The organism is Arthrobacter sp. PAMC25564 (assembly GCF_004798705.1).
GTDB lineage: Bacteria > Actinomycetota > Actinomycetes > Actinomycetales > Micrococcaceae > Arthrobacter.
On sequence record NZ_CP039290.1, the window covers coordinates 3561859 to 3580747 of the forward strand.

Consider the following 18889-nt stretch of genomic DNA (forward strand, 5'->3'; position numbering starts at 1 on the left):
ATAACTGAGTTTTAGGTTAGTCTCTATTAACTGTGATGTCCAACACAGCGCCGAGTTGAATTGAGGAATGTGCCGGTGACCGAGCCCAGCCAGACTGCCCAGCCGTCACCAACCCGGCCTTCGCCTAGCCAGCGCAGCCAGGCCAAGGAGAACCGCCGGCAGGCCCTGTTGTCCGCCGCTGCCGCACTCTTCGCCGTCGAAGGCTTCAACCGCGTCTCGCTGGAGGACCTCGGGGCCGCGGCCGGAGTCAGCGGCCCTGCCGTCTACCGCCACTTCACCGGCAAGCAGGCCGTCCTCGGCGCCCTGCTGCTGAGCGTCAGCCAGGACCTGCTCGACGGCGGCCGCCGCGTCGTCGCGGAGTCCGGCGGCGCCGCGGAAGCCCTGGCCCGGCTGGTCCGGTTCCAGGTGGACTTTGCGCTGCACAATCCCGACGTCATCCGGGTCCAGGACCAGGATTTCAGCAACCTCGACGCCGGGGACCAGGCCGAGGTCCGGATGCTGCAGCGCAACTACGTGGAGCTGTGGGTGGAGGTCCTGGCCGGGCTCCATCCTGGAACCGATGCCATCGAACTGCGGGTGCGGGCGCACGCCACGTTCGGCCTGATCAATTCCACCCCGCACTCGGTGCGCAGCCATGGGCGCCGGCTGGCGATCAAGCGGGCCCGGCCGCTGCTCGAAAGCATGGCCCTGGCTGCCCTGATGGCTCCGGCGGCGCCCCCACCCCTGGCCTGAGCCGGCCGCCTTCTTTTGCCCGCCGCCGGCGCCGTCAGGGGGCACTTTGGTGCGGACACGCCGCTAAATGCCGGGACCGGCGTCGGGATCCCTCCCAAAGTGCCCCCGCACGGTACGGCACGAAGCCGCCGGCCGCCCCATTCGAGAGGGACGGCCGGCCGCGGCGGGTCTAGACCATGGCCAGGACCATGCCCGGATCGGCCAGCATGGCGCCGAGGTCCTGCAGGAAGCGGGAGCCCTGCTCGCCGTCGACCAGCCGGTGGTCAAAGGACAGGCTGAGCGTCATGACCTGGCGCAGCGCCACCTCATCCTTGTACTCCCACGGCATCTTCCGGACGGCCCCGAGCGCCAGGATGGCAGCCTCGCCAGGGTTCAGGATCGGAGTGCCGGCGTCGATGCCGAAGACGCCGATGTTCGTGATGGAGATGGTGCCGCCGGAGAGATCGGCCGTACCGGTTTTGCCTTCCCGCGCCGTGTCCGTCAGCGCGGTCAGGGCTGAGGAGAGTTCCTTCAGCGACATCCGGTCCGCGTCCTTGATGTTCGGCACGGTCAGCCCCCGCGGCGTCGCGGCCGCGATGCCCAGGTTCACGTAGCGGTACTGGACAATCTCCTGCGTGGCCTCGTCCCACCGGGTGTTCAGCGTCGGGTGGTTCCGCAGGGCGATAAGCACCGCCTTGGCCACCAGCGTCAGCGGCGTGAGCTTGAACCCGGCAAAGGCGCGGCTGGCCTTGAGCTTGGCCAGCAGTTCCATCGTGGGCGTGACGTCGATGGTGAGGAATTCCGTGGCGTGCGGCGCCGTGAAGGCACTCTGGACCATGGCGGCGGCGGTGAACTTCCGGACGCCCTTGATCGGGGTGCGCGTCTCCCGGACGCCGGGGGCCGGGGCGTGAGCCTGGGTTTGATCCGCCTCCGGCTCCGAGGCAGGCACGCCGGCGAGCTCGTGGGCCGCGGCGGGCAAGTCCCCGCCGCCAACGAAGTTCCGGACGTCGTCGCGGGTGATCAGCCCGCGCTCACCGGTGCCGGTCACTGCTTCGAGGTCGACGCCGAGGTCCTTGGCCAGTTTGCGCACCGGCGGCGTGGACCGCGGCCGCTCCTCCGGATGGGTTGCCGGGCTGGTGGCCGGATGGGTTGCGGGGCCGGTGGCGACCGGGGTCCCGGCAGGCTCGACCACCGGCGCAGGCTCCACAGCCACAGGTGGTGCCACGGCAACAGGCGTGGCCGTGGGTGAGGCGAAAGTGCGGGTGCGGCGGGCGGGGCGGCCGGAGCTTTCCAGCACGGCGCCGTAGCCGACGAGGTTGGGCTCCCGCTTGACAGCCGCGGCCTCGCCGGCACCGCCCGCTGCACCGCCGGCGGGAGCGTCGCCGTCGTGGTCCTCGATCTCAAACGAGACGATCGGCTTCCCCACCTCCACCACCGTGCCCGGCTGTTCAAGCAGCGCGGTGACCACGCCGGCGTAGGGCGAGGGAAGTTCGACGACGGCCTTGGCCGTTTCCACCTCCGCGATGATCTGGTTGAGGGAGACCGTGTCCCCCACCGCGACCTTCCATGCGACGATTTCCGATTCAGTGAGACCCTCACCGAGGTCCGGGAGCCTGAATTCCTTGATCATGGTGGCCGTCATCCTTCCAGCCCGCTCAGGGAGTTGGGGCGGCCCAGCGCGCGGTCGACGCCGTCGAGTATCCTGTCAAGGCCCGGCAGGTGGTGCATTTCCAGCTTGGAATACGGGTACGGGACATCGAAGCCGGTCACCCGGACCGGGGCTGCTTCGAGGTGGTAGAAGCAGCGCTCGGTGATGCTGGCTGCCAGCTCGGCGCCGACGCCGCCGGACTGGCCTGCCTCGTGCGTGATCACCAGGCGCCCGGTCTTGCGGACGGAGGCTTCCAGGGTCGCGAAGTCAACCGGGGCCAGCGAGCGCAGGTCGATCACTTCGATCGAGATTCCCTCGTCGGCGGCCGCGAGCGCGGCGTCGCGGGCGGTCTTGACCAGCGGGCCGTATGCCACGAGCGTCACGTCCTTGCCCTCGGTGACCACCCGGGCCTTGTCCAGCGGCAGGGCGGTGCCGAGGTCCTGGGACTCATCCACCTCGCCCTTGTCGTGGTAGCGGCGCTTGGGTTCGAAGTAGAGCACCGGGTCATCGGAGGCGATGGCCTGTTGGATCATGGTGTAGGCGTCCTGCGGGTTGGAGACGCTGACGACGCGCAGCCCGGAGGTGTGCGTGAAGTACGCCTCGGGTGATTCGGAGTGGTGTTCCGGGGAACCGATGCCCCCGCCGAAGGGGACGCGGATGGTGATGGGCATCTTGACGGCGCCCTGCGTGCGGTAGTGCATCTTGGCGACCTGGCTGACAATCTGGTCAAAGGCCGGGTAGATGAATCCGTCGAACTGGATCTCCACCACCGGGCGGTAGCCGCGGTAGGCAAGGCCGACGGCGGTGCCGATGATGCCGGATTCGGCGAGCGGGGTGTCCACGACGCGGTGCTTGCCGAAGTCTTTCTGCAGGCCGTCCGTGACGCGGAAGACGCCGCCGAGGGCGCCGATGTCTTCCCCCATCAGGATGACCTTGGGGTCGTTTTCCAGGGACTTGCGCAGGCCCGAATTGATGGCTCGGGCAAAGGTCATCTGCGTCATCAGCGTGCACCTTCTTCAGAAGCGGCTTCTGCGGGATCGCCGAAGGAAGCCAGGTAGCGGGAATAGTGGTCCTGTTGGCGGTCGAGCCAGGAGTTGGGGGTACTGTAGACGTTCTTGAAGATGTCCAGCGGCTGCGGTTCGGGCATGTTGATGGTGCCGGCCCGCAGTTCCTTGGCCACGGCGTCCGCCTTTGCGGCGACGGCGGCTTCGAGTTCCCCGGTGAGCAGGCCCTTGCGCTCGAGCAGGGACTTCACCCGCGCGATCGGGTCCTTCGCCGCCCAGTCCTCGAGCTCGTTGGCGTCCCGGTAGCGGGTGGGATCGTCCGCCGTCGTGTGCGGTCCCATCCGGTAGGTGACGGCCTCGATGAAGGTCGGGCCGCCGCCGTGGCGTGCCCGGTCGATGGCGATGCGCGTTGCGGCCATCACGGCCAGGACATCGTTGCCGTCCACCCGCATGCTGGGAATGCCGAAGCCGGCGGCGCGGTCCGCGAGCTGGATGTGGGACTGCAGCATAACAGGCTCGGAAATGGCCCAGTGGTTGTTCTGGCAGAAGAAGACCACCGGTGCCTGGAAGCTGGCCGCGAACACCATGGCCTCGCTGACGTCGCCCTCACTCGTGGCACCATCGCCGAAGTAGGCGACGGCGACCGAGTCGGCGCCGTCGTTCTGGATGCCCATGGCGTACCCGGTGGCGTGCAGCGTCTGGGAGCCGATGATGATCTGCTGCGTTGCGACGTTCACCGTGTAGGGGTCCCAGCCGGCCAAGGCGTTGCCCCGCCAGGCTTTGACGATGTCCGCCAGGTTTACCCCGCGGACGTAGGCGACACCGTTGTCGCGGTAACTGGGGAAAACGAAATCGTCGTCCCGAAGCGCCCGTGCCGAGCCGATCTGGGACGCTTCCTGTCCCAGCAGCGGGGGCCAGAGGGCGAGTTCACCCTGCCGCTGGAGGGCGGTGGCCTCGGTGTCGATCCGGCGGATCACCACCATGTCCTGGTAGAGCGAGCAGAGCTGCTCGTCGCTGACATCCTGGACCCAGAGGTCGAACTCGGGATGGCTGACGCGTTCACCCGCCGGGGTGATGAGCTGGACGAGGTCCCCGCCCGTCCGCCTGTTTGATCCTGCACTGTTGCCCGGGCCACCGGCGGCAGCGCCGCCCTTGCCCGCGTCGTCGGTAAACACAGTTGTCCGCACCTTCTGACGTCGTTTGACCGGCGCTTCCAGGACTCGTGATCCCGGGGTACGCCAGCCGCCCGGGCGCCGTTGCCCCGGATAATTGTGACCCTACTCACAATGCTCATCGGGTACAACCGCCCGCGGATAAGTTGAGCATTATGCCCTATCTGGACGCCCCGGACCGTGCTAATCTTGCGCATTATGCAACCCCTGGATGGCACAGACACGCGCCTGCTTTCGGCCATGGCCCGCGACCCCCGGCGCACCGTCGTCGCCTTGGCCCAGAAGCTGGGGTTGTCCCGGAATACTGTGCAGGCCCGGATGGCCCAGTTGGAGAAGAAACACGTCTTCCTGTCCTTCGAACGCCGGATCAATCCCGCCTCGCTCGGCTACCCGCTGATGGCGTTCATCTCCGTGCATGTCCAGCAGCAGAAACTGGGCACGCTGGCCGTGGAGCTGGCCGGCATCCCGGAGATCCTCGAGGGGTACGGCCTGACCGGCTCCGCCGATCTCCTGCTCCGCGTCGTGGCGCTCGACGCCGAGGACCTGTTCCGGATCAACGGCAAGATCCTGGCCTGCGACGGCGTGGACCGCACCGACACAGCCCTTGCCATGGGCGAACTCATTCCCTTCCGGGTCCAGCCGCTGCTGGAACGGGCCTCCGCCGAGGGCTGAACGTCCGGCGGCTGGCCATTCACGCCTTAACGGCAGGAGCTCCCGTGCTGCGGCAAGGGAGCTCCTGGCGTTTTGTTGGCCGACGGAAAGCGTCAGCGCGGCAGTGCCTAGTGCTCGGTGGCCTTTTCGGCGCCCACTCCGGTGAGGGAGCGGACTTCCATTTCGGCCTGCTTGGTGGTGTCTTCAAGGTTCTTGTCCAGCACCGTGCCGAGCCAGCCCAGGAGGAACGCGAGCGGGATGGAGACGAGGCCGGGGTTGCTCAGCGGGAAGATCGCGAAGTTGGCTCCCGGGATCATCGAGGTCTTGGCGCCCGAGACCACCGGGGACAGCGCGATCAGGATTATGGCCGAGCCGAGTCCGCCGTACATGCTCCACACCGCGCCCTGGGTGGTGAACCTGCGCCAGAACAGCGAGTACACGATAGTGGGCAGGTTGGCCGAGGCGGCCACGGCGAAGGCGAGCGCCACCAGGAACGCGACGTTCTGTCCGTTGGCGAAGATCCCGCCGATGATGGCCAGGATGCCGATGACCACAACGGTGCGGCGGGCAACCTTGACCTCGGTGTCGGCGTCGGCCTTGCCCTTGGCGATGACGTTGGCGTAGATGTCATGGGCAAAGGACGCCGCCGCGGTGATGGTGAGGCCGGCGACAACAGCCAGGATGGTGGCGAAGGCCACCGCCGAGATGAAGCCGAGCAGCAGCGGTCCGCCGAGGTGGAAAGCGAGCAGCGGTGCCGCGGAGTTGACCCCGCCCGGAGCCGCCTTGATCGTGTCGGCACCCACCAGCGCCGCTGCGCCGTAGCCCAGGACCAGCGTGAAGATGTAGAAGATACCGATCAGCCAGATGGACCACACCACTGACTTGCGTGCTTCCTTGGCGGTGGGGACCGTGTAGAAGCGCATCAGCACGTGCGGCAGGGCGGCGGTGCCCAGGACCAGGGCCAGGCCCAGTGACATGAAGTCGAGCTTGGACGTTTCGGTCTTGCCATACTGCAGGCCGGGGTTGAGCATGTTGGGGTTCTTGGACGTCTCCACGGCACCGCCGAGCAGATCGGAGAGGTTGAAGCCGTAGATGGCCAGGACCCAGAAGGTCATGACCGCGGCACCGGCGATCAGGAGCATTGCCTTGATGATCTGGACCCAGGTGGTGCCCTTCATGCCACCGATCAGGACGTACATGATCATCAGGGCGCCGACGACGATGATCACCAGCGCCTGGCCGCCCCAGTCGCTGATGCCCAGGAGCAGGGAGATCAGGCTTCCGGCGCCTGCCATCTGCGCCAGAAGGTAGAAAAAGCAGACGGCGAGCGTGGAAATCGCCGCGGCGATGCGCACCGGGCGCTGCTTGAGGCGGAACGAGAGCACGTCAGCCATGGTGAACTTGCCCGTGTTGCGGAGCAGCTCGGCGACGAGCAGCAGGGCCACCAGCCACGCGACGAGGAAGCCGATGGAGTACATGAAGCCGTCGTAGCCGTTGATGGCGATGGCGCCGGTGATGCCAAGGAACGAGGCAGCCGAGAGGTAGTCGCCCGCGATGGCGGTGCCGTTCTGGGGCCCGGTGAAGGAACGCCCGGCCGCGTAGTAGTCGGCCGCGGTCTTGTTATTGCGGCTGGCCTTGATCACGATCACCATGGTGATCGCGACGAACAGGGCGAAGATGCCCATGTTCAGCAGGGTGGTGTCTTTGAGATCCGCAACGTTGACTGCGGGAACCATTCCCATCATTTTGTTACCCCGCCAATCTGGTTGCCGTGCTTGTCGAACTCATGGCCTTCGATCTCATGGCGGATCTCGGCGGCGATGGGGTCAAGCTTGCGGTTTGAGTAGCTGACGTACCAGCCGGTGATGGCGAACGTGGACACGAACTGCAGCAGGCCCAGGATCAGGCCGATGTTGATGTTGCCCCAGACCTTCGTGGACATAAAGCCGACCGCGTAGTCAGCCAGCAGGACGTAGGCGAAGTACCAGAGCAGGAATGCTATGGCCATGGGAAAAACAAAGCTGCGGTGACGTTTGCGAAGTTCCTGGAACCGCTCCGTCGACTGGACTTCCTTGAAATCCACGGCCGCCGCGGCGTCCGTTTCTTGGGCGTCGTGACCCATCGTTCCTCCTCATTGAGACTGGTGAGTCCACATCGGCCGCCCTGTCCTGATCGAAACAGCCCTCCGGCCAATGTGACTGTTATCACTGTGCAGGGTGACGGGCACTACAATCCATAACCGGCGTGGCCTGCGCGCCCAGCGGTCGCGGTGCTGCGCCCAACGGCACCCGCGATACGCTGGGCGCATGCTGGACTCTCCCCTGCTGACCGCTGCCGCCGTCGCCGTGATCGCCATGGCGATCGCCGTCGTCGTCGCCGTCGGGCTCAACGTCCTCCGCTCCTTCCGGGAGCTGGGCACCGATGCCGAACGCGCCACCTACAAGACGCTGCACGCGGCGTCCCGGGCCGGGCAGCACCTGCGGACCGGCCTGAATCCGGCTGGCGCGGCCAAGGCCAGCCGGCAGCTGCGCAGCCTGCTCGGCTGCGACGCGCTGGCGATCACGGACACGACGGGCGTGCTGGCGTGGGACGGCGCCGGCGAGGAGCTCAGGCCCCTGCTGATGGGCCTCGCGGCCGGGGTGCTCGACGGCGGCCATACCGCCGTGATCCCGGCCGGCGAGGTGCATGAACTCGCGCACGCCACGGACGTCCCGGTGGCCCGGCCGGAGGTGGAGCGCGCCGCGGTGATCGCCCCGATCAAGGCCGGCACCCGGGTGGTCGGCGTCGTGGCGGCCTTCGCCCCCGCGGCCGGCGCGGGGCTGGTCCGGGCGACGGGCGAGGTGGCCGACTGGGTGGCGGCCCAGGTGGAACTGGCCGAGCTCGATGCCTCCCGCACGCTTCTGATGGAGGCCGAGGTGCGCGCGCTCCGCGCCCAGATCAGCCCGCACTTCATCTACAACTCGCTGAACGCTATCGCGTCCTTCATCAACACGGACCCGGTGCGGGCGCGGGAACTCGTGGTGGAGTTTGCCGACTTCACCCGCTACTCGTTCCGGCGGCATGGAGACTTCACCACACTCGCCGAGGAACTGCGCTGCATCGACCGCTACCTGCTCCTGGAGCGGGCCCGGTTCGGGGACCGGGTGCAGGTGAGCCTGCGGATCGCCCCCGAGGTGCTCAGCACAGTGATCCCCTTCCTGAGCCTGCAGCCCCTCGTGGAAAACGCGGTGCGGCATGGCTTGGAGGCCAAGGAGGGGCCGGGCCACATTTCCATCACGGCGAACGATTCCGGGGCGTTCGCCGAGGTGACCATCGAGGACGACGGCGTGGGCATGGATCCGGAACAGCTGCGGTCCTTGCTGGCCGGCCATGGCGAGGGCGACCACGTCGGGCTGCGCAACGTCGACGCCCGGTTGCGGCAGGTCTACGGTGAGGACAACGGGCTGGTCATCGAGACCGCCCCGGGCGAGGGCACGCTGATCACCATGCGTGTGCCCAAGTCGCAGCCCCGCCACGACGCCTGACGCGGTTGCCTGACACCGCACAAACCGCCGCGGCGCCGGGCGGAACGCCGCGCGGAATCCGCCGGCAGTAGTCTGGAACCATGATTAACGTCCTCGTCGCCGACGACGAGCTGCCCGCCGTCGAGGAACTGGCCTTCCTGCTCGGCAGGGACGACCGGATCGGCACCATCCACCGCGCCTCCTCCGGCGCCGAGGCCCTGCGCGCCCTGGCAGCCGGGGACGTCGACGCCGTCTTCCTCGACATCCATATGCCCGCTGTGTCCGGGCTCGACATCGCCCGGTCCATCGCCTCCAGCGCGCACCCGCCCGCCGTCGTCTTTGTCACCGCCGATGAGGACTGCGCGCTGGAGGCGTTCGAGCTCGCGGCCGTGGACTACCTGCTCAAACCCGTGCGTGCCGAACGGCTGGCGAAGTCGGTCGGCCGTATCTGTGAGCTGCTCAAGGACGGCGCCGCGGTGCCGGAGATGATCACCGTGGACCTCGGCGGCACCACCAGGATGATCCGGCGCGACGACGTCACGTACGTCCAGGCGCAGGGCGATTACGCCAGGCTCCACACCGCGGACGCGAGCTACCTGATCCGGGTGCCGCTCGCGGACCTTGAGCAGCAATGGGCCGACGCCGGGTTCATCCGCACCCACCGCTCCTATCTGATCTCCCTGAACCACGTCAGCCATATGAAGCTCGCCGTGGCACGGCCCAGCGTGACCCTGGCCGGCGCCGAACTGCCGATCAGCCGCCGGCACCTGCCCTCCGTGCGGGAGAAACTCGAGGCGACCCGGATCCGGCCGCAGGCATGACCCGGGTCCGTGTCACCGCTCCGCGCACCAGCGCCCAGGCCAGTACGGCACTGCCCGCTGCGCGGTCGGCCGCCGAGCTGCGCGAAGCCGCAGAGGAGTCCGACGCCGGCCAGGTATTCGTCCGCTCGCTGATCCGCTCGCAGCTGAGGCTGGGCGTCGTGGTGGCCGGAGGCTTTATGCTCATCCTGCTCGCCTTCCCGCTTATGCTGGGGCTGGTCCCGGGGCTGGCGGAATCGAAGATTGCCGGCCTTCCCTTCGACTGGGTCCTGCTGGGCGCCGGAATCTATCCCGTGATCGGTCTCGGCGCGTGGCTGTATGTCCGGACGGCGGCACGGAACGAGGCCCGGTACCGGGAGCTGGCGGGGGACAAATGATGCGGCCGTGAACCCGGTCCTCGGGATTGCGGCGTTAGCCGCCGTCTCCCTCGCCACGGCCGTCATCGGCTTCTACGGGCTGCGGGTCTCCCGCACCACGAGTGACTTTTATGTGGCCTCGCGGACGGTGCGGCCCTGGTGGAATGCCTCGGCCATCGGCGGCGAGTATCTCTCGGCCGCGAGCTTCCTCGGCGTGGCGGGGCTCGTCCTGCTCTCGGGCACCGATGCCCTGTGGTTTCCGGTGGGCTATACGGCCGGCTACCTGATGCTGCTCCTGTTCGTGGCCGCTCCGCTGCGGCGCTCCGGCGCGTACACGATTCCGGACTTCACCGAGGCGCGGCTTGACTCGCGGGCAGTCCGCCGCGTCACGAGCATTGTGGTGGTGCTCGTCGGCTGGCTCTACATCGTTCCGCAGCTGCACGGCGCGGCGCTGGCCATCCGGATCGCCACGGGCCTGCCGGGCTGGGTGGGGCAGGTGGCGGTGGTCGCCGTCGTCTGCATTACCGTGGTGGCGGGCGGGATGCGTTCCATCACCTTCGTCCAGGCGTTCCAGTACTGGCTGAAATTGACGGCGCTGGCCGTGCCGATCCTCTTCATCTTCTTTGTGCTCGCCGGAACCGGTGCCCCCGCCGTCGCCGACGCCGCGGCGAATCCCACGGCCGCAGCACCAGCCGGGCCCTACCAGAACTTCTCCCTGCTCGTGGCCCTGCTGTTCGGCACGCTGGGACTGCCCCATGTACTGGTGCGGTTCTACACGAATCCGGACGGCCAGTCGGCCCGCCGGACCACGCTGATTGTGCTGGGCCTGCTGTCCGTCTTCTACCTGTTCCCGACGGCGTACGGCCTGATCGGGCGTATGTTCGCGCCCGGGCTTGCCCAAAGCGGCAGGGCGGATGCCCTCGTGCTGCTGCTGCCGGGCCGGATGATCGGCGGGACGGCCGGCGACCTGCTTTCCGCCTTGGTGGTGGCCGGGGCGTTCGCCGCGTTCCTGTCCACGACCTCCGGGCTGGTGGTCTCGCTCGCAGGCGTGATCAGCCAGGATGTGTTCGGCGGCAGCGTGCGCGGCTTCCGGTGGGCGGCGCTGATCTCGGCGGTCGTGCCGCTGGGGATAGCGTCCATGACCGACTCCCTGGCGCTGGCCGGAAGCGTGGGGCTCGTATTCGCCTTCACCGCGTCCACGATCTGCCCTGTGCTGCTGCTGGGCATCTGGTGGCGGGGCCTGACGGATACGGGAGCGATCGCCGGGATGCTGACCGGCGGGGTGCTCTGCGGCGGGGCCATGGTGGCCGGCTCGGTGCTGGGTGCCGCCGGGACGCCGTCGTGGCTCGCCCAGCCCGCCGCGTGGACGGTCCCGGCCGCGTTCGGCGTCGTTATCCTGGTGTCCCGGGCGACGAAGGACCGGGTACCCCGGACGATCACGCGGCTGATGACGCGGCTCCACACCCCGGAACGGCCGCTGGCAACCGAACGCTGAGCAGGCGGCCCTCAGTCGATGGAGGCCATCAGTTCCACGACGCGTTCCAGGAAGGCGTCGACCTGGCTTTCCTCGTACCCGTCCCGGCCGATGGCCGGCCGGAAGACGGCGCGGCGGATGTTGTCCACGCTCAGCGCCCGGTCCTCTTCGAGGTAGCCGATCAGCTCATGGCACAGGTCGTCGACGTCCGTGGTGTTGTAGCTGCGGGCTTTGGCCTTGGTGGGGCGCCGGAAGCGTTGGCCGTCCGGCCGGTGCAACCGGCCGCGGAGCACGCCGGCAAGCCGGCCGATTTCGCGCAGCCAGGCTTCCTCGCCGCGCTCGGCGACCAGTTCATCGCGTTCGCGCCGCGCGAGGGCATCCTCGAGCCGGTCCAGGGCCGCATCCACGCCGGCCGCGGCATAGCCGCCCTTGACAGGGTCGAAGGAGACGGCCCTGACATCGGCACTGCTGATGGGACGGCCCGCGGCCTTAGGTGATTCAAACGATACCCGCGCCCGCTGCAGGAACTGATCGACCTGCTTGGCGTTGTAGCCATACTGGTTCCGCTGCACGCGGTCAAAGGACGCAGGAATCTGCCGTTGAATGTCCACTGTCACTATGTTTCCTTCGGGGTTTCCTTCGGGCCGTTCGGCTGGTTTGCCCGGCACCATTCTAGGGCCGGAAGTGTTGATCCGGGAGGCGCCTATGCGCCGGCGACGGCCGAGAAGAGGATGAAAGCCACCGGCGAGGCGAACACAATCGAGTCCAGCCGGTCCATCACTCCACCGTGGCCGGGCAGGATGCTGCTCATGTCCTTGATGCCCAGTTCGCGTTTCACCATGGACTCGGCAAGGTCCCCTGCGGTGGCCGCGGCCACCATGCCGACGGCGAGCACGGCCCCGACCCACCAGGGCCTTCCCAGCAGGAAGATGCTGGCCAGCACGCCGATGATCATCGCCCCGGCGATCGAACCGGCGAAGCCTTCCCAGGTCTTCTTGGGGCTGATTTTGGGAGCCATCGGATGCTTGCCCAGGAAGGCACCCACGAGGTAGCCGAAGGTGTCGTTGGAGACCACCAGCAGCAGGAGCGTGGCGATCTGCCAGGCGCCGGGCGGCACCACGCCGCCGGGCCAGGGGCCCACCGGTGCCATGCCTCCCGTGGTGTGCAGCGGCAGCACAGCGAAGCTGATCAGGAACGGCACCCAGGCGAGGGTGAAGACGCCGGCGAAGATGCTGCGGGCCGAGCCCGCGGCTCCTTCCAGGGAGCGCCATAGCAGCACGGCCACGCTGCTGAGCAGCATGGCGAAGAGCAGGCTTTCGACGCCGCCGAAGTACGCTGCGATGGGCATCGCGATGGTCCCGGTCATGGCCGGGATAATGGGGAGCCTGGTCCCGGATGCTTCCAGGGCCCGGAAGATCTCCCAGACGCCGAAGACGGCGAAGGCCGTGACGATCAGCACAAAGCCCAGCGGAAGAAAGATCAGCCCGCCAAGGACGGCGAAGAGCATACCAAGGCCCACCGCGGTGGCGGCAGGAAGGTTCCTGCCGGCCTTCGGCGTCGGATTCTTTCGTTCTTTCCCCCGCCCCCGGACGCGTGGTCCGGGGGCCTGCTGTGCCTGACCCATCAGACCTCGAGCAGCTCGGCTTCCTTGCGCTTGAGCAGCTCGTCAATCCCGTCAACGTGTGCCTTGGTCATGGCATCCAGTTCCTTTTCGCCGCGGCTGCCCTCGTCCTCGCCGGCGTCCCCGTCCTTGACCAGTTTATCCAGTGTCTCCTTGGCCTTGCGGCGGATGTTGCGGATGGAGACCTTGGCGTCCTCGCCCTTGGCTTTGACGATTTTGACGTATTCCTTGCGCCGTTCCTTCGTCAGCTCCGGGATGGTGATCCGGATGACGTTGCCGTCGTTCGAGGGGTTGGCGCCGACCTCGGAGTCGCTCAGTGCCCGTTCGATGTCGCGCAGGGCCGTCTTGTCGAACGGGGTGATGAGGATGGTGCGGGCGTCCGGAACCGCGAAGGAGGCCAGCTGCTGCAGGGGCGTCGGCGAACCGTAATAGTCCACCAGGACCCGGTTGTACAGGCCGGGCGTGGCGCGGCCGGTCCGGATCGAGGCGAAGTCTTCCTTGGCTACCTCTACCGCCTTGTCCATCTTGTCCCCGGCTTCGAGCAAGGTTTCTTCGATCACGATCTCTCCTCAGAAATTGGTGCGTCCCGGTTGGCGGGCCGCTGCACGGTCTTCGTTCGTTCCGTCGGTGTCTTCCGCATGCCGGTACCCTGTCCGGGTACGGAACTGTCCTGAAAACATCCTAGCCGTTGCTAGGGGGTGACGACGGTGCCGAGGTCCTCGCCGCGGATGGCCCGGGTGACGTTACCTTCGCCTTCCATGCCGAACACCACCATTGTGAGGTTGTTGTCCTTGCACATGGTCATGGCGGTCTGGTCCATCACACGGATGTCGCGGCGCAGGGCCTCGTCGTAGCTGAGGTGGTGCAGCTTTTCGGCCGAGGGGTCCTTCTTTGGGTCAGCGGTATAGACGCCGTCGACCCCGCTCTTGGCCATCAGGACGACGTCGGCGTGGACCTCCATGGCCCGCTGGGCCGCGACGGTGTCGGTCGAGAAGTACGGCAGGCCGGCGCCGGCACCGAAGATGACAACGCGGCCCTTTTCCATGTGGCGGATGGCGCGGCGCGGAATGTAGGCCTCGGCGACCTGGCCCATGGTGATGGCGCTCTGGACACGGGTTTCGACTCCGGCCTGTTCCAGGAAGTCCTGGAGCGCGAGGCAGTTCATAACGGTGCCGAGCATCCCCATGTAGTCGGCGCGTGAGCGGTCCATGCCGCTCTGGGACAATTCGGCGCCGCGGAAGAAGTTCCCGCCGCCGACGACGATGGCGACCTCGACGTCGGGGACTGCGGCGGCGATCTGCTTGGCCACGCCGCGGACGGTATCCGGGTCAACGCCCAGCTTGCCGCCGCCGAAGACCTCGCCGGAAAGTTTCAAGAGAACGCGGCGCCGGGTCTTTCTTGGCTGGGCTGAAGTGACGGTTTCCATGGTGCCTTCCCGTTGGTGAACTCTGAAAAAGGTTATCGTGCCGGAGGCCAGGGGTGTGATTCCACTCTGGTGTACGCATGCTGCCCCGGGTGCATGCAAAAGGGGTGGCCACCGCAGTGACCACCCCCTTAGCGTGTCCGGCTAGTGCCTGACTGGTGTCCGGCTCCTGGTCAGGAACCGACGCGGAAACGCGCGAATGCGGTTCCCTTGACGCCGGCCTCTTCGAGGATCTGGGCGACGGATTTCTTGGCGTCCTTGGCGAACGACTGGTCCAGCAGGACCTCGCCCTTGTAGAAGCCGGTTACGCGGCCTTCCACAATCTTGGTCATGGCGGCCTCGGGCTTGCCTTCAGCCTTGGCGGTTTCCTCGGCGATGCGGCGCTCGGACTCGACCAGCTCGGCCGGGACGTCCTCGCGGGAGAGGTAGTTCGGTGACATCGCAGCGATGTGCACGGCGACGTCGTGGGCGGCCGTAGCGGCCGCTTCCCCTTCGCCGTCAACGGCGAACAGCACGCCGACCTGCGCCGGGAGATCCTTGGAGGTCTTGTGCAGGTAAGCGTCGACCGTAGCGCCCTCGATGCGGGAGATGCGGCGAACCACAACCTTCTCGCCGAGGACGGCGCCCTCTTCGATGACAACCTCGGACAGCGGCTTGCCGTCGACCTCGGTGGCCAGCAGGGTGTCGAGGTCGGCCGCGCCGGACTCAACAGCAACGGCGAGGACCTTGTCGGCGAGCTGGATGAACTTGTCAGCCTTCGCGACGAAGTCGGTCTCGCAGTTAACTTCGATCATCACGCCGACGCCGCCGTCGACCTTGGCGGTGACCAGGCCTTCTGCGGTGGAGCGGCCTTCGCGCTTGGTAGCGCCCTTCAGGCCCTTGATGCGGATGATTTCGATGGCCTTCTCGGCGTCACCGTTGGCTTCGTCAAGAGCCTTCTTGACATCCATCATGCCGGCGCCGGTGCGCTCGCGCAGAGCCTTGATATCAGCGGCAGTGTAGTTCGCCATGTGAACCCCTCTGTCTAGAAATTTTATGTGGTGTACGGACCGACAGGACGGCTGCTCACCTGGTGAGCGGCCATCCTGTCAGTACCCCCTGCGCCGCGGACGGCGTAGGGGGAGATCCAGATTTACTTGTGCTTGGTTACTTGTTTACTTGTGCTTGGTTACTTGGCTTCGCCACTGGCGTCGTCAGCAACTTCAGTGGCCTCGGCAGCTGCCGGGGCTTCGTCTGCAGCAGCAACGGGTGCTTCCTGGGCGGGAGCTTCGGCAACTGCAGCTTCGGCAACAGGAGCGGCTTCAGCGGCAGCAGCCTGATCGGCCTTGCCGCCTTCGAGGAGCTCGCGCTCCCACTCGGCCAGCGGCTCTTCCGGAGCTTCCGTGGTGCCGGTGGCGCGGTTGTGGCGGGCGATCAGGCCCTCGGCAACAGCATCTGCAACAACGCGGGTCAGCAGGTTGACGGAGCGGATGGCGTCGTCGTTGCCCGGGATCGGGAAGTCGACTTCGTCCGGATCGCAGTTGGTGTCCAGGATGGCAACAACCGGGATGTTCAGCTTCTTGGCTTCGTCAACAGCAAGGTGTTCCTTCTTGGTGTCAACGATCCACAGAGCGGAGGGGGCCTTCGTCAGGTTGCGGATACCACCGAGATTGGTGGCCAGCTTGGTGAGTTCGCGGCGAAGGAGCAGCAGTTCCTTCTTGGTGTAAGCGGAGCCGGCAACGTCGTCGAAGTCAATCTCTTCGAGTTCCTTCATGCGCTGGATTCGCTTGGAGACCGTCTGGAAGTTGGTCAGCATACCGCCGAGCCAACGCTGGTTGACGTACGGCTGGCCAACGCGGGTGGCCTGCTCGGCGATGGATTCCTGCGCCTGCTTCTTGGTGCCGACGAAGAGGACGGTGCCGCCGTGGGCAACGGTGGCCTTGACGAACTCGTAGGCGCGGTCGATGTAGGACAGCGACTGCTGCAGGTCAATGATGTAGATACCGTTGCGTTCCGTGAAGATGAAGCGCTTCATCTTCGGGTTCCAACGGCGGGTCTGGTGTCCAAAGTGGACGCCGCTGTCAAGCAGCTGGCGCATAGTTACGACGGGCATGCCGGCGCTCCTTCCGGCAGGTCATTCATGAGAGAGCCCTCAGGCTGTCTTACCCTGCCAATAGTTGACGGTTAATTAGCAACACCCAGGCGGGCGCTGCTCCTGGCATCCACCGCACCCCTTATCCGGGCCCATGGGGACCGGACCGCAAGGAGCGCAGTCCTCCGCACCGTGGGAAGCCGGGCTTCGAATGTGGAGGGCTGGATACGCGTAGTCAGCCACTGCTCCCCCGCACCTCTGAATGAGACGTGCCGGCTTTGACAATAAATTGACCGAGCATGAGGGCGCAGCAAACTGCTCCACCTAGTGTACTACAGGGGTCCCCGCCCGCCGGACCGTTGTCGGCACGCTCCGGGGTGGTTCCGGGGTCTTGCCGGGGTGCCCGTCCCGGGGCTTATCCACATGGCGCGTACCGGGGCTTATCCACATGGCGCGTACCGGCGCTTCCCGCCGGCCGGGCGCGGCCAGCAGGCTGGCCGGATGAAGATTCCGGCACTCCTCGCGGCCCTGTTCCTGGCCCCATCCCCGATGGCGCTGTCCCCGGTCACACAGTCCTCCGTCACATTGTCGCCCGTCACGGCAGCGGCGGCCGGCCCCCTGGAGGGCGCCGTTCCGGCGGCTGCGGGACCGCGGGCAGTTCCGGCTACGGCCGGGTGGGGATGGCCGTTGAATCCCCGGCCGGCGGTGCTCCGCGCTTTTGATCCGCCGGCGAGGCCCTGGCTGATCGGCCACCGCGGCGTGGACCTGCGGGCCGCGTACGACGGCGCCCCCGTCGCCTCGCCGGCGGCCGGCACCGTGAGCTTCGTCGGCGTCGTCGTGGACCGGCCGGTCATCACCGTCGACCATGGCAACGGGCTGCGGAGCAGCTTCGAGCCGGTGGCGAGCCAGCTCCTTCCCGGTGCCGCCGTCGCCAAGGGCGAGACCCTGGGCTCGTCGCGGGCCGGCCACTGCGGGCCGGTGCCTTGTATCCACTGGGGGGTGCGCCGCGGCGAGGAGTATCTCAACCCCCTCGCGTTCGTGCTGGATCTGCGGCCCTCGGTGCTGCTTCCCCTCGACCCGTCGCCCGCGGCGCTAGACGATCGCGGAAATGCCCGTGATGGCCCGCCCCGTGACAAGGGTATTGATCTCATGCGTGCCCTCGTAGGAGTAGATCGCCTCGGCGTCGGCGAAGACCTTGGCCATCTCGTAGTCCGTCACGATCCCGTTACCGCCGAGGATGCCGCGGCCCAGGGCCACGCTTTCGCGCATCCGGGCGGTGGTGAAGGCCTTGGCCAGGGCGGACTGTTCGTCCTTGGCCTGGCCGGCGTCCTCCAGCTGGGCCAGCCGGACCATCATGCCCATGGAGCTGACCGCATTGCCGAGGATCTGCACCAGCTGGTGCTGGACCAGCTGGAAGGAGGCGATGGGCCGCCCGAACTGGCTGCGCTCCACCGCGTACCGGCGGGCGACGTCGAAGGCGGCGAGCTGCTGCCCGACGGCCTGCCAGGCGACGGCGAGCCTGGTGACCTTAAGGACTTTGTTGGTGTCCCGGAAGCTGTTGGCGTTGGCGAGCTTGAAGAAGCCGGGCACCACCACGTTCTCAAGGGTGATGTCGGCATTCTGCACCGTGCGCAGCGAGATCTTGTTCTCGATCTTGGTCGCGCTGTACCCCTCGGTCCTGGTGTCCACGAGGAAGCCCTTGACCTGGTTGTCCGCGAGGTCCCGGGCATAGATGACCACCCAGTCGGAGAAGGTGGCATTGCCGATCCAACGCTTGGCGCCGTTGAGGATCCAGCTGTCCCCCTCACGCCGGGCGGTGGTCCTGGTGCCGCCGGCGACGTCGGAGCCGCCGAGGGGCTCGGTCAGGCCGAAGGCTCCGATCTTCTTCAGGGAGTAGATGTCCGGCAGCCAGGCCTCCTGCTGCTCCTGGGAGGCCAGGGCCTCGATCGAGCCGGTGAAGAGTCCGTCGTGGACTCCCATGAAGGTGGCGATGGAGGTGTCCGCACGGGTGGCTTCGGCGTGCAGGATCCCGGCGAAGAGGTTGGAATAGCCCTGCCGCCTGACCGGGCTGACCAGGTCAATCTCTGCCAGCTTCGGGATCAGTTCCATCGGGAACTCACCGCGGTTCCAGCAGTCGACGGCGATCGGCTTGACCTCTCGGGCCAGGAACTCCCGGACTTCCGCCAGCCTGTCCTGCTCCTTGCCGCTGAGCAGCTGCTCGAACGCGAAGAAGTCGCCATCGGCGTAGGGGAGGTTGTTGATGTCGATTGCAGCTTTGGACATGGGATTCCTTCACTTGGGATCAGCAGCGGCCAAGGATGCGGGCGTCGCATCGGCATTATGTTACCGATGAGTAACTTACCGCAGAGCCGTGATGGCCGGCAAATGAAGGCACGGGTGTGAAGGGCCGGACGGGACCAGGCCGGAAGGCGCCGGA

General features: G+C 67.1%; 18 protein-coding genes and 1 pseudogene. 7 read left to right on the forward strand and 12 right to left on the reverse strand.

What is annotated here, in order from left to right:
- The first annotated feature begins 75 nt into the window (after positions 1-75).
- Positions 76-732: a TetR/AcrR family transcriptional regulator gene (locus tag E5206_RS16570; RefSeq protein ID WP_136323449.1), complete on the forward strand. Its 657-nt coding sequence runs from the start codon at positions 76-78 to the stop codon at positions 730-732.
- Between the two features lie 169 nt (positions 733-901).
- Here E5206_RS16570 and E5206_RS16575 read toward each other — a convergent pair whose 3' ends face one another.
- The 3 genes from E5206_RS16575 to pdhA are packed head-to-tail and all read right to left on the reverse strand — an operon-like array spanning position 902 to position 4538.
- Complete coding sequence (locus tag E5206_RS16575) at positions 902-2353, reverse strand: dihydrolipoamide acetyltransferase family protein (protein WP_136323450.1); 1452 nt, start codon at positions 2351-2353, stop codon at positions 902-904.
- Positions 2350-3360: an alpha-ketoacid dehydrogenase subunit beta gene (locus tag E5206_RS16580; RefSeq protein WP_136323451.1), complete on the reverse strand. Its 1011-nt coding sequence runs from the start codon at positions 3358-3360 to the stop codon at positions 2350-2352. Before E5206_RS16580 ends, E5206_RS16575 begins: the two co-directional genes overlap by 4 nt.
- Entirely contained in the window at positions 3360-4538 is a 1179-nt protein-coding gene (pdhA, locus tag E5206_RS16585; protein WP_136323452.1) for a pyruvate dehydrogenase (acetyl-transferring) E1 component subunit alpha, read from the reverse strand. Before pdhA ends, E5206_RS16580 begins: the two co-directional genes overlap by 1 nt.
- A gap of 195 nt (positions 4539-4733) precedes the next feature.
- Here pdhA and E5206_RS16590 point away from each other — a divergent pair, with 195 nt between their 5' ends.
- Positions 4734-5207: an Lrp/AsnC family transcriptional regulator gene (locus tag E5206_RS16590; protein ID WP_136323453.1), complete on the forward strand. Its 474-nt coding sequence runs from the start codon at positions 4734-4736 to the stop codon at positions 5205-5207.
- A 107-nt stretch (positions 5208-5314) separates the two neighbouring features.
- Here E5206_RS16590 and E5206_RS16595 read toward each other — a convergent pair whose 3' ends face one another.
- Both E5206_RS16595 and E5206_RS16600 read right to left on the reverse strand, forming a co-directional pair.
- Entirely contained in the window at positions 5315-6931 is a 1617-nt protein-coding gene (locus E5206_RS16595; protein ID WP_136323454.1) for a cation acetate symporter, read from the reverse strand.
- Entirely contained in the window at positions 6928-7308 is a 381-nt protein-coding gene (locus tag E5206_RS16600; RefSeq protein WP_136323455.1) for a DUF485 domain-containing protein, read from the reverse strand. Before E5206_RS16600 ends, E5206_RS16595 begins: the two co-directional genes overlap by 4 nt.
- A 184-nt stretch (positions 7309-7492) precedes the next feature.
- On the opposite strand from E5206_RS16600, the gene E5206_RS16605 reads away from it, so the two are divergent.
- From E5206_RS16605 to E5206_RS16620, 4 genes are all read left to right on the forward strand, one after another.
- The gene (locus tag E5206_RS16605; RefSeq protein WP_136323456.1) at positions 7493-8710 is read left to right on the forward strand and encodes a histidine kinase; all 1218 of its coding nucleotides are present in this window, start codon (positions 7493-7495) and stop codon (positions 8708-8710) included.
- Between the two features lie 80 nt (positions 8711-8790).
- A complete protein-coding gene (locus E5206_RS16610) occupies positions 8791-9510 on the forward strand; it encodes a LytTR family DNA-binding domain-containing protein (protein WP_136323457.1) in 720 nt (239 codons plus the stop codon).
- A complete protein-coding gene (locus E5206_RS16615) occupies positions 9507-9884 on the forward strand; it encodes a DUF485 domain-containing protein (protein WP_136323458.1) in 378 nt (125 codons plus the stop codon). The genes E5206_RS16610 and E5206_RS16615 overlap by 4 nt, the downstream gene beginning before the upstream one ends.
- Before the next feature lie 7 nt (positions 9885-9891).
- Positions 9892-11358 carry a cation acetate symporter gene (locus tag E5206_RS16620; protein WP_136323459.1) on the forward strand — a complete coding sequence of 489 codons (1467 nt, stop codon included), beginning with the start codon at positions 9892-9894 and terminating at the stop codon, positions 11356-11358.
- Between the two features lie 11 nt (positions 11359-11369).
- Here E5206_RS16620 and E5206_RS16625 read toward each other — a convergent pair whose 3' ends face one another.
- The 6 genes from E5206_RS16625 to rpsB form a co-directional block, all read right to left on the reverse strand.
- The gene (locus tag E5206_RS16625) at positions 11370-11954 is read right to left on the reverse strand and encodes a DivIVA domain-containing protein (RefSeq protein ID WP_136323460.1); all 585 of its coding nucleotides are present in this window, start codon (positions 11952-11954) and stop codon (positions 11370-11372) included.
- Positions 11955-12040: 86 nt separating this feature from the next.
- Positions 12041-12961, reverse strand: coding sequence for a phosphatidate cytidylyltransferase (locus E5206_RS16630; protein ID WP_136323461.1), 921 nt, complete (start codon positions 12959-12961; stop codon positions 12041-12043).
- Complete coding sequence (gene frr, locus E5206_RS16635; RefSeq protein WP_136323462.1) at positions 12961-13518, reverse strand: ribosome recycling factor; 558 nt, start codon at positions 13516-13518, stop codon at positions 12961-12963. The genes E5206_RS16630 and frr overlap by 1 nt, the downstream gene beginning before the upstream one ends.
- Positions 13519-13649: 131 nt before the next feature.
- Positions 13650-14384, reverse strand: a complete 735-nt coding sequence (gene pyrH / locus E5206_RS16640; protein ID WP_136323463.1) for a UMP kinase — start codon at positions 14382-14384, stop codon at positions 13650-13652.
- A 170-nt stretch (positions 14385-14554) separates the two neighbouring features.
- On the reverse strand, positions 14555-15391 hold the full coding sequence (gene tsf / locus E5206_RS16645) for a translation elongation factor Ts (protein WP_136323464.1): 837 nt from the start codon (positions 15389-15391) through the stop codon (positions 14555-14557).
- Positions 15392-15549: 158 nt separating this feature from the next.
- Entirely contained in the window at positions 15550-16473 is a 924-nt protein-coding gene (rpsB, locus tag E5206_RS16650) for a 30S ribosomal protein S2 (RefSeq protein ID WP_136323465.1), read from the reverse strand.
- Positions 16474-17001: 528 nt separating this feature from the next.
- On the opposite strand from rpsB, the pseudogene E5206_RS16655 reads away from it, so the two are divergent.
- A pseudogene (locus E5206_RS16655) lies at positions 17002-17421 on the forward strand (M23 family metallopeptidase); the annotation flags it as partial.
- Positions 17422-17544: 123 nt separating this feature from the next.
- Here E5206_RS16655 and E5206_RS16660 read toward each other — a convergent pair.
- Positions 17545-18735, reverse strand: coding sequence for an acyl-CoA dehydrogenase family protein (locus tag E5206_RS16660; protein WP_136323466.1), 1191 nt, complete (start codon positions 18733-18735; stop codon positions 17545-17547).
- Positions 18736-18889 lie beyond the last annotated feature (154 nt).

Bases quoted from the DNA above. Each gene is read 5' to 3' on its own strand.
- E5206_RS16575 (WP_136323450.1), bottom strand. From the start codon at position 2,353: ATGACGGCCACCATGATCAAGGAATTCAGGCTCCCGGACCTCGGTGAG.
- E5206_RS16605 (WP_136323456.1), top strand. From the start codon at position 7,493: ATGCTGGACTCTCCCCTGCTGACCGCTGCCGCCGTCGCCGTGATCGCC.
- E5206_RS16600 (WP_136323455.1), bottom strand. From the start codon at position 7,308: ATGGGTCACGACGCCCAAGAAACGGACGCCGCGGCGGCCGTGGATTTC.
- E5206_RS16595 (WP_136323454.1), bottom strand. From the start codon at position 6,931: ATGATGGGAATGGTTCCCGCAGTCAACGTTGCGGATCTCAAAGACACC.
- E5206_RS16580 (WP_136323451.1), bottom strand. From the start codon at position 3,360: ATGACGCAGATGACCTTTGCCCGAGCCATCAATTCGGGCCTGCGCAAG.
- pyrH (WP_136323463.1), bottom strand. From the start codon at position 14,384: ATGGAAACCGTCACTTCAGCCCAGCCAAGAAAGACCCGGCGCCGCGTT.
- E5206_RS16590 (WP_136323453.1), top strand. From the start codon at position 4,734: ATGCAACCCCTGGATGGCACAGACACGCGCCTGCTTTCGGCCATGGCC.
- E5206_RS16615 (WP_136323458.1), top strand. From the start codon at position 9,507: ATGACCCGGGTCCGTGTCACCGCTCCGCGCACCAGCGCCCAGGCCAGT.
- rpsB (WP_136323465.1), bottom strand. From the start codon at position 16,473: ATGCCCGTCGTAACTATGCGCCAGCTGCTTGACAGCGGCGTCCACTTT.
- E5206_RS16610 (WP_136323457.1), top strand. From the start codon at position 8,791: ATGATTAACGTCCTCGTCGCCGACGACGAGCTGCCCGCCGTCGAGGAA.
- E5206_RS16630 (WP_136323461.1), bottom strand. From the start codon at position 12,961: ATGGGTCAGGCACAGCAGGCCCCCGGACCACGCGTCCGGGGGCGGGGG.
- tsf (WP_136323464.1), bottom strand. From the start codon at position 15,391: ATGGCGAACTACACTGCCGCTGATATCAAGGCTCTGCGCGAGCGCACC.
- E5206_RS16660 (WP_136323466.1), bottom strand. From the start codon at position 18,735: ATGTCCAAAGCTGCAATCGACATCAACAACCTCCCCTACGCCGATGGC.